A 15,438-nucleotide genomic window follows, 5' to 3' on the forward strand; every position below is an offset into this window, starting at 1 on the left:
TATGGCAATTAAAACAAAAGATCTCAATGCTCGTTTATTTGGTAAAGCCGATAAGCGCCGTGCAACAACCCCGATTGAAGCTCAAACTGCGGCAAAAGATAAAGCAGCTGTTATCGAATTGGCCGTTGCGGGTGAAGAAACGGTAGCCTTTGAATTAGTTAAAATTCCAGCAGCTGAGGTTGCAACGAAAACGGTTGTGTTTACGGAAAATGCTCGTGAACAAGCGTTTTTAAATGAGCACGCTCTTGCTGATATTTTATCAACACTAAAAGATCGTGGTCAGCAATATCCGGCTGTTGGTCGTTGGATGGACGACGGTCGAATTGAAGTTTTAGATGGTAGCCGCCGTCGTATGTCATGTATTTTGGCACAAAAAGACTTCTTAATTTATGTTGCGAACGGTATTAATACCGAACATGCTAAGTTTCTTTCTGATGTCGCGAATGCGCATAAACCATTGTCTCTTTATGAGCGAGGTAAAGAAATGCAGGCATTGTTAAATAATGGCAAAGTTGCCGATCAAAAAGAATTGGCTAAATACTGTCAATGCAGTGAAGCATTAGTTAGTGGAGCTCTTAAGGCGGCTAGTTTACCAATGGAATTACTGATGGCATACCCTAGTGTTGGTGAGTTAGGTCGCCCAACCATTGTAAAGCTACATCGTATTTTCTTTGGTTTAGATGATAATAAGCAGCATGAGTTAATTGATCAGCTATCACAAACTAATAAGCCATTGTGGAAACAGATCAATGCTCAGGGTATTTCTCGTATTACACGTGAAGTTACGATAAAGCTTGAAGAGATGGGAGAGAGCTTAAAACCACAACAACCAATTGAAAAGCCAAAAGCTCAAGAACTAGTTAAAGGTAAAGTTAGCTATACCCGTGATGGCGATAAATTACAGCTAAAACTTAAAAAAATGAGCGATCGTCAAGTGAGTGATATTCTTCAATATCTCACTGAATATCTCAAATAATCTTCTCTCTTATTTTTAAACCACATTAATCAATGTGGTTTTTTTCTATCTATTGTTTAGCAAAATAATTGACTCATCCATGCTATGATCGATACAGAATTTTTTTAGTATCGTTGACTTATGCATATCCAATTCTCTCATTATCTGACGCAGCTAATTCCTTTTTTACAGCAAACGAACAGCCGTCGACTCGTTGTGATTCAAGGAAGCTACGAATGGGCTCAACCTTATCTCAAATTGTGTACTAGCTATTATCAAGAACCACTTTGGGTAGGAGAGCTTAGTTCCAATTTATATCAAGGTCGTCGTATCAGTTATAAAAAAGCAAAAACGGTTTTAGGTCAGGAAACGGATTGTGTCATTTTTGAAGGTAATTCAGATCTGAGTTATGAAGCCATTGGAGCTGTTGTCGGTACAATTAAAGGTGGCGGTTTAGCTATTTTATTCGTACCTGAAGAGTGGGTAGAGGCTAACTTAGCCTATCAACGTTTATTGAATTATATCGATATCAATACCGTCCTTTTTTTGTCTGAATCTCGCGCTTTATTCCCCCAGTTGCCAGAGATAGATGATTCTATTATTCACACTGCTTCATCGGTTCTTGAGTATGGAGCTATTACTCTCGATCAACAAAAAGGCATTGAAGCTATTATTAAAGTGATGACTGGACACCGCAAGCGACCGTTGGTTTTAACGGCAGATCGAGGTCGAGGTAAATCAGCTGCCCTTGGTTTAGCTGCCGCCCAATTATTATCTCAACGAAAAATTAAAATTGTCGTTACCGCGCCGTCATTTAAAGCGGCGCAAAATATATTTCATCATGCTGCAGATAGGCTCGGGCTAGAGTGTCATTTAGGAAGAGAGTTATCTTGGCAACACAGTATGCTTGTATATGTAGCTCCTGATGAGTTATTACAGCAGCATGTTGACTGTGATTTATTATTTGTTGATGAAGCCGCGGCTATTCCGACTTCCATACTCGAACGAATTCTTAACCGATATAGTCGTATTGTCTTCTCATCAACAATTCACGGTTATGAAGGGACTGGACGAGGATTTGCGATTAAATTTAAGCAGATCTTAGCCAATAAAATGCCTCAGTTTCGCTCGATTTCGCTACATCACCCCGTTCGTTGGGCTGCAAATGACCCTCTTGAAAAATGGTGTTTCGATGCTCTAATGCTTAATGCTGAGATGGCAGACTTAACTCAGCTTCCAAGTCATCACTCAGAGATTATTTATTCTCTAGTTAGCATTGACATATTAGCAAAAGATGAAGAACGATTTAGGCAGTTTGTTGGATTGTTGATTAATGCTCACTACCAAACCTCGCCAAATGATATCCAATTATTATTAACTCACCCTGATGTACTTTGTTTTATCGCTTCCTATCAAGGTCGCATAATTGGCTGCTGTATTGTATTAAAAGAAGGTGGGTTTGATAGCACTTTAGCTGAAGAAGTTAGACTGGGCCAACGTCGAATAAAAGGACATTTACTCCCTCAATCCATAGCGGCTCATATTGGTTTGGATGCTGCTCTTACCCAAGGTTGTGGGCGAATCCAGCGTATTGCAATTCATCCAAATTGCCAGCAGCAAGGTTTTGGTTTGAAATTATTAGAGGCAGTAACATCTCAAGCAAAAGCATTAGATCTCGATTATTTGGGAACAAGTTTTGGCGCTAGCTGCGACCTAACTCAGTTTTGGATGAAAGCTAATTATCAGTTTATTCGTTTAGGATTAACAAAAGATGCATCGAGTGGAGTACATTCGGCTTTAGCTGTACATCCTCTAACTGCGAAAAGTGAGATCTGGTTAGAGTCGGCACAAACGCTCTTTGCTGCAAATTTGATGTATCAAAGAGTTGAGGTGTTTTCTCAGTTGGAGCCTTCTTTATTGCTGCTATTGTGGCGATCCCTTAAGCAAGAAAATCAAGCTTCTTTTCTTTCTTTGGATTTGATGAATATGCAGCTCTCCGCATTTCTTCGCGGTGGAATGGGGTATGATCTTGTTGTTGCAAGTCTTGAGCAACTGATGATGTGGTATTTGAGTCAACCGAGTTTTTTATCTGAGCAAGATGAATCGTTCTTTTGCCGAAAAGTATTTCAAAAGAGAAGCTGGTCTGAATTGGTTATAGATTATGAATTAGTTGGGCAAAAGCAGGCTGAGCAAAAATTACGATCTATTGTTCAAGAGATATTTTTAAAATGGAGTACTGAACATGCAAATATTAGTTGATACACATACGCATACGGTTTCGAGTGGACACGCATATAGTACGCTTCTTGAGAATGCTGAATTTGCGGCTAAAAATGGTCTCAAGATGTTTTGTACTACCGATCATGCTCCATCAATGCCTGGTGCGCCTCATTTTTGGTTCTTTGCTAATCAACGAATTTTGCCACGCTTTCTTCATAACGTTGCAATTATTCGTGGCGTCGAAGCAAATATCCTTAATGTAGAAGGCGATATTGATCTAGACCAACGTATTATCGATAGCCTTGATTGGGTAATTGGTAGTTTTCATGAACCAATATTTCAACCTGCGGATAAAGCGAGTCATACTCAAGCTTTAATCAATGCGATTAGTTCAGGCAATATTGATGCAGTTGGTCATCCAGGTAATCCGCATTTCGATTTCGACTTTGAAGTGGTTTTACGTCAAGCAGCAAATCATAATGTCGCAATTGAAGTAAATAACTCTTCGTTAGGAGGATCGAGAGTAGGGAGCGCTCCTAGATGTTCTGACATTATTGCGATGGCTAAAGAATTGGATGTCTTTATTACAACGGGGTCAGATGCACACTTCGCTGCAGATGTTGGTAATTTTACTCAAGTTAAAGCATTACTTAAGCATCATAATTTTCCTCAAGAACGTATAATAACGTATTCTCCTGATTCATTTCTATCGTTCCTAGAGCTAAGAGGAAAAGAGCTAATATCAGAATTTTCAGTGAACTCGTTTTAATCTCTGTTTACAGTGTAAATCTTTATTATGGGTTTACACTGTAAATATTCTATTTTAGTCTTACCTTCTTACCTTCTTACCTTCTTACCTTCTTACCTTCTTACCTTCTTACCTTCTTACCTTCTTACCTTCTTACCTTCTTACCGACATAGTAGTCTATCGACTCATATTTAAGTCCTGGGATATATCATCAAACACTCAGTTTAAAAATATTACCTTGCATTGTTTGTCTTGACCTTGAATCAGTGACAACGCTTTGAATCCTGCATCTTGAAGTCACTTGGGTATAAAAGACTAGAATTCTTAGAGGTTTTGAAATGAAGAATAGAGCTTGTTCATTGTGATGTAGATAAATGCAAGTCTTGCTTAGGTGTGCTGTTGTAACAATATCTTTAGCTAATGAATTGGGGAGTATTCCTATTTACGGTATGATTATTCTAAACCCTAAACCCTAAACCCTAAACCCTAAACCCATGACAACACTCCGAGTCTTCTCCTTTAAAATATTAGGTGTGTTTGATAATGGATTAAAGAAGATAGCTTGAGTTTACAGTGTAAATAAAATGTAAGTGTGTACTTACTTTGTGTTGGTTTACACTGTAAATGAGACAATATGAAATATATCTTAGCGACAGATAGAAAAGGAAAATATCTGTACTGGGATTGTATGTCGTCCTTAACGTTCAAGGTATTTAATCGGTGCATTAACCAATCTTTGAATCTTGACCTGTCGAATAGTAGATTAATCTAATGTTCGATTAGCACCATCTATAGAATAATTTAAAGTGCATTAATCAGCATTATGATAAGAATTTCTGGCTTGGGGATGAATTATAGAATTAATGTTAGATTAGATTTACAGTGTAAAAGGGATTAAAGTTTTACACTGTAAATTAATTATTATGCAATTATCTTTTCTTCCGTTATGCCCTTCTCGATGACAAAACCTTGGAATCCAGTGATAAATAGATCTGATAGACGTTCTTTTTGTGTTTCCGTTTCTACTCTTGTTGCTATCGTTTTTATATTCAAACTATGTGCTGTACGGCAGATTGATGATAAAACATTTGCTTTGATTGGGTCATTTAGTTGGTTTGTGTAAACAAAATCAATTTTGACATAATCCGGTCTTAGTTCTTGAAGGTAATTTAGTGATTGAAAATAACGTCCATAATTATCAATCCCTATACCAAAGTGATGAAATCGAATGGTTGAGCAAAGAATACTTGTGGCATCAAAATGTCGGACACAGCAGGATTCTGGAATTTCGAAATACAGTCGATGAGATAAGTTTTTATTGGTATCTAACGTTGTTGTTAGCCAACGTATAAACGCAGGATCATTGATACTATTTGTTGTTAAGTTAATTGCGATAGGGGGCATCTGTTTTTTTGCTAACAAGGTGTTGATCGCATGGATGATAACGTTGCGATCAAATAGGCTCCCTAACGATAAATCTTCTATTGCGTTAAGAAATTGGTTTGCGCTATATCGTGATGTTGAATCATGGATTGCCGTAAAAATTTCGTAATGATAGATCTGGTCAGCTCCAATTTGAACTGGTTGATATTGGTAGCTGAAGTTATCTTTTTCAATGGCATCTAATAGAATTTGTTTCCATTGCTGTTTGCCAAAAGCTGCTTTAGTTGTGATGTCTGTTGTAACATAAATCGGGTGTTCAGGCGTTAAAGCTGCCTGAGCTAAACTATTATCTAACTGAGCCAATAAGTTGCTAGTTGTTGTTGGTTCTGAACATAAAACAATCCCGATACGTGTTTGATTTAAAGTTAATTCCTCATCCAATTTTAATTGCTCTGGCATGAGCAAAATATTTTCACCAATGAGTTTAAGATTTTCTAAGGTTTCTGATGGGATTAATATAGCAAATTCATCATAGGATAAACGTGCAACCGTTGCGTTGGTATTTCTAACAGCTTGCTCTAAATATGTGGCTATTTCTTTGATTAACTGGTCTCCTATTTGATAGCCTTGTTTTTGATAATAGTCATCAACAAATTGTAACTTAGAGAGAATAACTCCTCCTTTTGATGATTCTTGTAACCATGAATTAAGTTGATGAATAAAGAAACTACGATTACCTAATAATGAAATAGGATCTTTGTAAGCTTGTTCTTTTAGTTTTAGCGCCTCTTTTGCTTGGGCTTGAAAATTTAAGTTTAATTGAGTAATTAAGCTATTAAATGCTTTAGTGATAATTTTGAACTCTTCATTTTTTGCCATCGGAAGAGGGGATTGTGGATTCTTAGTTAAATGCTGAATAACTTGCTGTAATTCATTAAATTCTCGGCGTGTAAACCAATAAAGACTCCCTAACCCGAAGAGTAATATGGTGCCATTTGCGAAAAGTATTCTTATCAAGGCGGAATTTTTTTCTTTGGCCATATTGGATGATGAACTAACTAGTTTAATCGCGATCTGATTATTTAATGGGGTTACTAATTTTTCTGATATTGAATAATCGGTTTCAGGAAAAACAGCTGTCACAAATTGATATGATAAGGATTTTGGTTCAATAGGTGATAACCATTTTATTTTCTGATCGTCGATACTTATCTCTATATGTGAAAAATTTTCATGAGATATTAGTTGTCCGATATCCGATTCAATATGGGCTAGATTTTTTTCTGTTAAAGATGGTGTGGTCAGTAAATAATTACGTATTAATTGAAGTTCAGATTTTATTATTAGTTTTTCACTAATCGCAATTAAGTCTCTCTATCTGTTGCTACCTGGTTAATTGTTAATGCGCCAATCGTTAGAGTAAAAATACTCGCGATATTTATAATTTGTTTTTTATATAAACTCATAAGAAAGCCTAAGATGGGCAATGGTTGCGTAAATGAAAGATTTCTATGTGATGCGCCATTTATGAGATAGATGGTGAGTCCCTATTAATGTAGCAAATAGAGGTTTTAGGCTTTAATGATTTTAGGTTAGAAGAGATCAAAATCGTTAATTGACTCGAAGAAGTTTGTTTAATCTCTTGATTGTTACGTGTTAAATTTAGATCAAAGTTATGATGGAATGAGATTAAGATTGAGAGGATATGAGATATGGATCTTTCTGATATTAGAAGAGATTACACTAAAGGTGGCTTAAGAAGAGAAGATTTGACTCAGAATCCTCTCGATTTATTTAATATATGGCTACAGCAAGCAATTGATGCTCAGCTTTCCGACCCAACGGCAATGACTGTGGCAACAGTAGATAGTGAAGGCCGTCCATACCAACGTATCGTTTTACTAAAAGATGTTGGGGATGATGGATTTGTTTTTTACACTAACTTAGGTAGTCGAAAAGCTCTACATTTACAAGATAATGCAAATATCAGCCTTCATTTTCCATGGCACGCTCTGGAACGACAAATTCACGTAACGGGAACTGCTGAAAAATTATCTTCTTTTGAAGTTGTTAAATACTTTTCATCTCGTCCTAAAGAGAGCCAAATAGCAGCTTGGGCAAGTAAGCAAAGCTCGCGTTTAAGTACTCGTCAATTATTAGAAAGTAAGTATTTTGAATTAAAGAAAAAGTTTTCTGAAGGCGATGTCCCGCTGCCATCTTTTTGGGGGGGGTATCGGGTGAGAATATCGAGTATCGAGTTTTGGCAAGGTGGCGATCACAGACTTCATGATCGATTTTTATATACCAAAGTCGATCATGAAAACTGGTCAATTGAACGTTTAGCGCCTTAGATTAGTCAGTATATTGAAATGTTATTCTTTTAATATAACAGATAATTGCTGTTTAAGCATACTTGGTGGAATGTGAGAGCCATAGCCATGATCCAGCGCTAGATCGAGCAATTCACCTTTTGTATTGGCATTAAATTTCTCTCTTAGACGAAGAACATAATTTTCTATTGTTTTGACCGAGAGGTTTAAAACTTTTGCGATATATTGAGGTTTTTTACCGTATAAGAGTAGAAACAGGACTTCTGATTCTCTTGTATTCAGTTTAATCGGCGAGTTATGTAAATCAATATTAAAAGATGCTTGTTCTTTAGGATTCAACCCAGCAGCTCGACAGATCCAGTGACCCGCTTCTAATAGTGCAGTATCTTTTAATTCAATACCTGAAAATATGGTGCCAATAATTTTATTGTCATCATTGCGCCATGGCATTTTAGTAAAGAGATGTGCACGCCATGTACCATCTGAATATGGGTGAATGTCTAAAATTCTAAGACGTTGACCTGATAAAATAACTTGTTGGTCTTGTTCTTGGAAATGCTCTGCACATTCGATAGTTGGGCTTGGCATGTCAAAGTCTGTCCGACCTACACAGTCTAGGTGGTGTTCGACCCCAATAATGTTTCCATACTCTTTATTTGCATAGACGAAAGTGGAGTTTAAGTCCTTACAGCCCCAGCAACCAGGAAGTTGGTTGAATATATGCATTAAACTTGGTGGTACCGACTCTTTCACACGTATAACCTTATTATTATGTTTTAGTAATTCTAGTGAATTTCATATGCTAGGTAAATGTTACTGGTCTTCAATGTCTTAATTATCGGCGTTTTCACTGATTTTAGATAAAAAAAATGCCAGTCATAAGACTGGCAAAAGACAAGAGTTTTACTCCGAAGAGTTTTATCCTGTACGACGTGTAGAAGAGGTATCCATTAAATTTATCTTTAAAATGAGGGTTGTATTTAAAGAAAATTTAGTGGTATGTATCCAGTAGTGGATACGTAAACAAACACATAGTGCCTGTCTACGTATGAACTATAACTAACCGAGAAATAACAAAGTAGGGGGAAATCACCTATTGACAATGTTTGCTTTATGTGTATTTGGTGTTTAGGTTGATTTTATTATAAAAACTAATCCATAAGATAATTTCTTTTCATGCTAGTAGCTTTATCTCTTGCTCTTTTTGGGTGTTATTTGTTCAGTTGTTAGTTTGTTTTTTCTTCGTTATTCAAATAGATAAAAATATGTATATGCAGTAAGTAGTGCTGGAATTGAGGAATAAAGTGTCGCGATTAATGCCGCCTTTGGTGCTAATGCGATGGCAGGAAATAAAGCATCACCATCATTACTAATGGCATTACCCAACTGAGCGGATAGGGGTATTGTTCCTGCTAGAAACATGCTTGTTACTATGATTTGTGGACCACATCCAGGTAGTAGTCCGATAGCGACTCCAATTAAAGGTAACAAAATACCCCAATGGTTGAATAGTTGATTTAAGTCGACTTGAGTCCAGTAGATCATAAGCTCAAAGGCAAGAAATGCACCAATGACCCAACTTAAAACAAAATTGGTGTCAAGAGCAATTCGATTAAATGCTTTGTCATTAGGTTTTTTAGGGTCTTCAGAGACCATTGACTGGTAATCTGACACCTCGCGGCTCAAAGCCCATAGAAATATTGTAATGATAGCGGCAACCGCACCAACTGTTTCGATTGTATTTGCTGGAAGATTGAATAAATGGTTGGTATCAATTTGAAATGAACCTAACAACGCAATAGTGATTGCTGGTATGAGTATCCATTGCCAGAATTTGCTTTGTAACTTTATCAGCATGGGTGTTGTGTCTTGCGATGAAGAATGGCGACAACAGTTTTGTAGTTCAACGAATTCATTAGCATGTTGAACCCGTTTTAAGAAATGCACGCCATGAACTTTATAAATAACTAATCCTGATAATATTGCGACCACCGTACTTATCATGATTACGAATAACCCAACAGTAGGCTTGGTTGCCAATAAAAGAAAAGCAGCATCTCCCATTGTGGCTGTTAATACAGTTACCACTGCTGCAAAAGGTAATTTACCATTCACATATTGAGTCATCACGATAATGGCTCCGCCACAACCAGGTAATGCCCCCATTAGAGCTGAAAAAACGATTTGTCCTATCACTGAATGTTCTATTAGTTTGGTTATTTGGGAGTTTCTATGTTTTAGTTTTGTTGAAATAAACTCATAGACAGCAAGGGTTGCTGCAACATAGGCCGCGACTTGCCAAAAACCGTCAGCCAGTACTTGAATGGTTAATTCTCGTAATGGTGAAGTAGATATAAGTAATGCAAGAATAATGACGGGTAGAATTAAACGTTTATTTGTTAATTGCCAACTGTGTTGTTGCACTAATTTAGACAGTTTTTGTACTGATGTGTCCATTACATGATTTCCATAAAGAAAAGCTAAGTTGTTTAAAGAATAAATGCAAATGATAACTATTATCAAATATTTTGTGTAAATTTGTTTGAAAGGATCGTTTTTTGAAAGAATGATCAAGTAAATAGCTGTTGTGGTGTGGAACGATGATCATGGTCTTGTTTTATATAACCATTTAAATTCAATTACTTAAGCTAATTGTGTTTGTTTCTCTATATTTTAATGTTGAATGCATTGCTGTATTTACCATCATTTTTATAATCCAAATGACACTGGCCGTAAATTTGTCGACCTTGATCATCGTTTCAGAGAAGATCTTAGTAAATAATTTGAAAATAGGCTGGGTTCTCTGCGATAATCCGAAGGTCATTATTAAGCTATAACGTTTATGCAATCTTGCCTTCCTACTTGCTCTAAAATTGTTGCTCTTCCCGATGAAATGGATCACCACCACCATGATCATCACCAACTTGTTATTGGTGTCTCTGGTCGTTCTGAATTTGAAATTGAGGGGAAAGGTAATGTTATTTCAAAGGGCCAAGGCTGCATTGTATCTTCAGATGCAGAGCACGCTTTTTCAGGTTTAGGAACGAATGAGATTTTAGTTGTGAACTTGCCATCTCATTTTGAAGGACTACTTGCTGATCATCACCAATTAGAATCTCTTTTTGATCATTCATATTATTTCTCTCTTGATCTACAAGCACAGACGTTGATTCAGGCCCTATCTACCGAGCTATCATCAGCACCGAATGATCTACTGCTTAGCCAAAGTTGTTCTAATATGTTGTTGTGTTCTTTACAGCGCCATATTCAAGATCCTCATAAACATGTAAACCATCGCTTAAATATGGATCATCTTGATCTGTATATAGAATCTCATCTTAGTACCAAAATTTCAGTTTCAGAGCTTGCTGGTTCTGCGTTTCTAAGTGATAGTCAGTTTTTTCTTTTGTTTAAACAACAAGTAGGAATGACTCCTCATCAGTATGTTTTACATAAGCGTCTTCATCGAGCGAAACATCTTCTGATTCATTCTCAGCTCTCTTTGATGGAAATTTCACAGCATTGTGGTTTTGCTAGTCAAAGTAGTTTTACCCAATCATTCAGTCGTCTCTTTTCAATCTCTCCTGCACGTTTTCGAAAAATGGCGTGATGCTTATTTTTTATAATACGAACTTGTCTAATTTGGTGCTCTATCTCTAATTTCATCTCTTTCTGTTAATGAAAAGATAAAGATATGATGTTTTATTATGCTTGATATATGCATTTTAGGGATTTTTTAGTTCAAATTTTAGTTAAAACAAGACATTCACTAAAAATGATCGGAGAATAACGCAAGACTGCTGTTCGAACAAAAAATACCATCATCAGTAGTAACAATGGTGTAACATTTTAATTAACTCTGTTATCACCATCATTTTGTACTGAGTGAGGGATAATTCATGCTCGATGTTAATGCGGTTCTTGCTCCAACCTATCTGTCTCAATCTACACTTTTAGATCACTGGGAACGGATTTCTCCGCTGTACTGTATTGATGAAGATCTATGGTTAACTGAATTACTTAAGTTGGTCCGGCCGACTTCAACTGAAAATGATGAGATCACCACTCGTGCAAAAGATCTTGTTGGTCAAGTTAGATCTGATCGACGTTCGGTGCAGATGATCGATGCATTACTTTTAGAATATAGCCTCGATACTGATGAAGGGATAACCTTGATGTGCCTAGCTGAGGCGCTAATGCGTATTCCTGATACTGCCACTGCCGATAAATTATTACGTGATAAGTTGAGTGTGGCGAACTGGTACGCTCATTTACAACACTCTAATTCTGTCTTTGTGAATGCTTCTACTTGGGGCTTAATGCTGACAGGCAAAGTCGCGACTTGGCATAATATTGAAGGCGGTTCACCAACCCAAGCGATGACTCGTTTGGTGAATAAGCTATCAGAGCCCGTTGTTCGTAAGGCTATGCAACAGGCGATGAAGATCATGGGACATCAGTTTGTTTTGGGTCGTACTATTGATGAAGCCCTTGATCATGCATCCGAAGATTATCGCCAAGGTTATCGTTTTTCGTTTGATATGTTAGGAGAGGCAGCGCTAACTAAGCTCGATGCAAATAAGTACTATCACGATTATTTGTCTGCTATTGAGCACGTTGCTCAGCAAAAAACAGACTCATCCCAACAGGATAAACAAAGCTTTTCGATTTCGATTAAATTATCGGCACTTCATCCACGCTATGAGATGGCACAGGCAGAGCGAGTATTGGATGAAATGTACCAGAGTGTATTAGATTTACTTATCCGTGCTCGTCAATTAGATGTGGCTATTACGATCGATGCTGAAGAATCTGATCGATTAGAACTCTCTTTATTGCTGTTTCAAAAGCTCTATCAAACTCCAGAGTTAATTGGTTGGGGAGGCTTTGGGTTAGTGGTTCAAGCCTATTCTAAACGAGCTCTTGCCGTGTTGGGATGGTTAGCCGCTTTAGCACAGCAGCAAGGAGATCAAATTCCGGTTCGCTTAGTTAAAGGCGCGTATTGGGATAGTGAGATTAAACTGGCCCAACAACGTGGTATTGCTGGATATCCTGTTTTTACACGTAAAGAAGCGACCGACTGTGCTTATTTAGCGTGTGCTCGTTTTCTATTACAAGCTCATATGTCACCTCTGATTTACCCTCAATTTGCTACTCACAATGCTCATACCATTGCTGCGATTGAGGTGCTGGCTAAAGATCGTCGTGACTATGAATTTCAGCGATTACATGGGATGGGAAAAACTTTATACCAAAAAGTGCGTGCCGCTCGTTCTCAACCCGTTCGTATTTATGCCCCTGTTGGTAGCCATAAAGATCTATTACCTTATTTAGTGCGCCGCTTACTCGAAAATGGCGCTAATAGCTCGTTTGTTCATCGGTTAATAGATGCTCAATGTGATATCGAGCAGTTGGTGGTTCATCCTTATGAGCAACTGATGTCTCGCCATTCTTTAGCCAATAATGCCATTGCTTTACCCCCTAATTTATTTGCCCCTTTACGTAAAAATTCACAAGGGGTTAGTCTAGATATTGCCTCAGAGCAAATGCCTCTAATGGCAGAGGTCGCTTTATATTCAAAAGGGCAGTGGCAGGCCAATTCTATTATTGATGGTAAAAAAGCTCTTTCGACCCATCCTATAAATGTTACTAGCCCTTTTGATAATAAAGTCATCGTTGGGGAGCGCTACGATGCAACGCCTCAAGAAATTGAATCTGCGATAAAGGCTGCCGCTCACGGTTTTTTATCATGGTCTGTTCGGCCTGTTGAGGAACGCTGTCAGTGCCTGTTAAAACTGGCTGATTTACTTGAAATACATCAAGTGGAACTGATCGCTTTGTGTCAAAAGGAAGCTGGAAAAACTTGGCAAGACAGTATTGATGAAATTAGAGAAGCGGTTGATTTTTGTCGTTATTATGCTGTTCAAGCTGAAACATTATTTCATGAACCGCAATCAGCGAACGATTATTTAGGTAGAAGTTGTGAGCGTCAATATCAAGCTAAAGGCGTTTTTGTCTGCATCAGTCCTTGGAATTTTCCGCTCGCGATTTTTCTGGGCCAAATTACTGCAGCGCTTGTCAGTGGAAATAGTGTGATTGCAAAACCTGCAGAGCAAACGTCGTTGATTGCAACTCGCACTATTGAATTAATGTTTGAAGCTGGAGTGCCTAGTCATGCAATTCAGCTCCTGATTGGCAGTGGACAATCAATTGGTCCCTACTTATTGTCACAATCAGCGATTGCGGGTGTTGCGTTTACAGGTTCAACCCAGACTGCACTCCATATAGCAAAAACCTTAGCCGAACGTGAGTGCTTACCAGCTACGTTAATTGCTGAAACGGGCGGTCTAAATGCCATGATTGTTGATAGTACAGCACTGCCAGAGCAAGTGGTTCGTGATGTTATTCGCTCAAGTTTTGCTTCTGCTGGGCAACGTTGTTCTGCGCTAAGAGTAATTTATATTCAAGAAGATATTAGCCAACGTCTTGTTTCCCTATTGCAGGGAGCCATGGAAGAGTTGGTTATTGGCGATCCTCAATATTATCAAACCGACATTGGCCCTGTAATTGATCAGTTGGCTTACGATCGATTAACTCATCATATTCAATCGCTACAAAGCAACCATCAATTGCTGTATCAATGTCAACTTAATGAAACCTCATCTGATGGTTTTTTCATTCCCCCAACGCTGGCACAAATTGGTTCAATAACCGAGCTGACTCAAGAGCACTTTGGTCCCATTTTGCATGTTGTGAGTTATAAGGCCACTGAGCTCGACCAGATCATCACAGATATCAATAGTATGGGATTTGGCTTAACGCTTGGTATCCATAGTCGTAATGAAGCCACGTATCACGCTATTGCTCAACAAGTTGAGGTTGGTAATTGTTATATCAATCGCGATCAAATTGGTGCTGTTGTTGGTGTTCAACCTTTTGGTGGACATGGGTTATCTGGAACAGGTCCTAAAGCGGGCGGGCCTCATTATTTGTACCGTTTTGTTTCTGAATCTTTAATCTATTCATCGGAAATGGAGGCGTAATAATGTCAGTATCTCTTAATGCTTGGCAACATTTATCGCTTAATGAAAAGTGGTCACAACTCGCTCCATGGGTTGAAAGTCTTAATACTCAGCAGCAAGCGTTGATTTCTTTTCATCGCCAGAATATTGAAAATCAGATGGTAAGCTCGGTGATGTTAACAGGGGCTACGGGTGAGGAGAATACGTTAACGTTACAACCAAAAGGACTTGTCTGCGCAGTTTATGATAAGCACGCAAATGAGTTAGGTGTACTCGCTCAAGTGATTGTGCCCATATTAATAGGGTGCTCTGTCCATTTATTTACTTATCCTATGGAGAAAGAGCAGACCAAGTCGTTAAATTTAACATTATTGATGGACTTGATTCCCTCTGTCTTTTCTCTTCACTCTTTTGAAACCTTAATACCTTTTGTTTTTGCACATGAAGTTCGAGTTATCTCCTATCAGGGTGATAGTGGGTACTTACTTGGTTTGAATCGTGCGGTATTAGAAAAAGAAGGGCCTTTAATTTCTTTTGTGGTTGAAACTCAGCCTCAAACAATACCGATACTAACAAGCTGTGACTTGTGGCGAGAATTTATTAGTGAACGAGTACTAACTATTAATGTGACGGCTATTGGCGGCAATGCTCGTTTATTGGCTCAGACTCAAGATAGCGATCACTGAATGATTTCCGAGGCTTTTTGAGGGTAAAGATAAGAAGCCTCGGTTTGTATACAAGTAAGCTTTAGGTCTTCGATTATTTGCAAATTTGAAGAAC

At 37.9% G+C, this 15,438-nt stretch carries 10 protein-coding genes; 7 read left to right on the top strand and 3 right to left on the bottom strand.

Features of this window, described 5'->3' with window-relative positions:
* The first annotated feature begins 1 nt into the window (after position 1).
* From WAX86_RS19250 to WAX86_RS19260, 3 genes are all read left to right on the top strand, one after another.
* On the top strand, positions 2–976 hold the full coding sequence (locus WAX86_RS19250; protein WP_341489516.1) for a ParB/RepB/Spo0J family partition protein: 975 nt from the start codon (positions 2–4) through the stop codon (positions 974–976).
* A gap of 120 nt (positions 977–1,096) precedes the next feature.
* On the top strand, positions 1,097–3,214 hold the full coding sequence (locus WAX86_RS19255) for a GNAT family N-acetyltransferase (RefSeq protein ID WP_341489517.1): 2,118 nt from the start codon (positions 1,097–1,099) through the stop codon (positions 3,212–3,214).
* Entirely contained in the window at positions 3,198–3,944 is a 747-nt protein-coding gene (locus WAX86_RS19260) for a phosphatase (protein ID WP_341489518.1), read from the top strand. Before WAX86_RS19255 ends, WAX86_RS19260 begins: the two co-directional genes overlap by 17 nt.
* A gap of 900 nt (positions 3,945–4,844) precedes the next feature.
* On the opposite strand, the gene WAX86_RS19265 is transcribed toward WAX86_RS19260, so the two are convergent.
* Positions 4,845–6,449, bottom strand: a complete 1,605-nt coding sequence (locus WAX86_RS19265; RefSeq protein ID WP_341489519.1) for a GGDEF domain-containing protein — start codon at positions 6,447–6,449, stop codon at positions 4,845–4,847.
* Between the two features lie 569 nt (positions 6,450–7,018).
* Here WAX86_RS19265 and pdxH point away from each other — a divergent pair.
* The gene (gene pdxH / locus WAX86_RS19270; RefSeq protein WP_284669810.1) at positions 7,019–7,657 is read left to right on the top strand and encodes a pyridoxamine 5'-phosphate oxidase; all 639 of its coding nucleotides are present in this window, start codon (positions 7,019–7,021) and stop codon (positions 7,655–7,657) included.
* A 21-nt stretch (positions 7,658–7,678) separates the two neighbouring features.
* Here the strand turns inward: pdxH and WAX86_RS19275 are convergent, their stop codons facing one another.
* A complete protein-coding gene (locus tag WAX86_RS19275; protein ID WP_224756820.1) occupies positions 7,679–8,389 on the bottom strand; it encodes a PAS domain-containing protein in 711 nt (236 codons plus the stop codon).
* Positions 8,390–8,881: 492 nt separating this feature from the next.
* Positions 8,882–10,093 carry a putative manganese transporter gene (locus WAX86_RS19280; RefSeq protein WP_044177775.1) on the bottom strand — a complete coding sequence of 404 codons (1,212 nt, stop codon included), beginning with the start codon at positions 10,091–10,093 and terminating at the stop codon, positions 8,882–8,884.
* Between the two features lie 385 nt (positions 10,094–10,478).
* On the opposite strand from WAX86_RS19280, the gene WAX86_RS19285 reads away from it, so the two are divergent.
* The 3 genes from WAX86_RS19285 (at position 10,479) to WAX86_RS19295 (ending at position 15,344) form a co-directional block, all read left to right on the top strand.
* A complete protein-coding gene (locus WAX86_RS19285; RefSeq protein ID WP_065171160.1) occupies positions 10,479–11,246 on the top strand; it encodes an AraC family transcriptional regulator in 768 nt (255 codons plus the stop codon).
* A gap of 289 nt (positions 11,247–11,535) precedes the next feature.
* The gene (gene putA, locus WAX86_RS19290) at positions 11,536–14,679 is read left to right on the top strand and encodes a bifunctional proline dehydrogenase/L-glutamate gamma-semialdehyde dehydrogenase PutA (protein WP_341489520.1); all 3,144 of its coding nucleotides are present in this window, start codon (positions 11,536–11,538) and stop codon (positions 14,677–14,679) included.
* Between the two features lie 2 nt (positions 14,680–14,681).
* Positions 14,682–15,344 carry a hypothetical protein gene (locus WAX86_RS19295; RefSeq protein ID WP_237030288.1) on the top strand — a complete coding sequence of 221 codons (663 nt, stop codon included), beginning with the start codon at positions 14,682–14,684 and terminating at the stop codon, positions 15,342–15,344.
* The last annotated feature ends 94 nt before the right edge of the window (positions 15,345–15,438 follow it).

Source organism: Photobacterium damselae subsp. damselae, from assembly GCF_038086725.1.
Classification (GTDB): domain Bacteria; phylum Pseudomonadota; class Gammaproteobacteria; order Enterobacterales; family Vibrionaceae; genus Photobacterium; species Photobacterium damselae.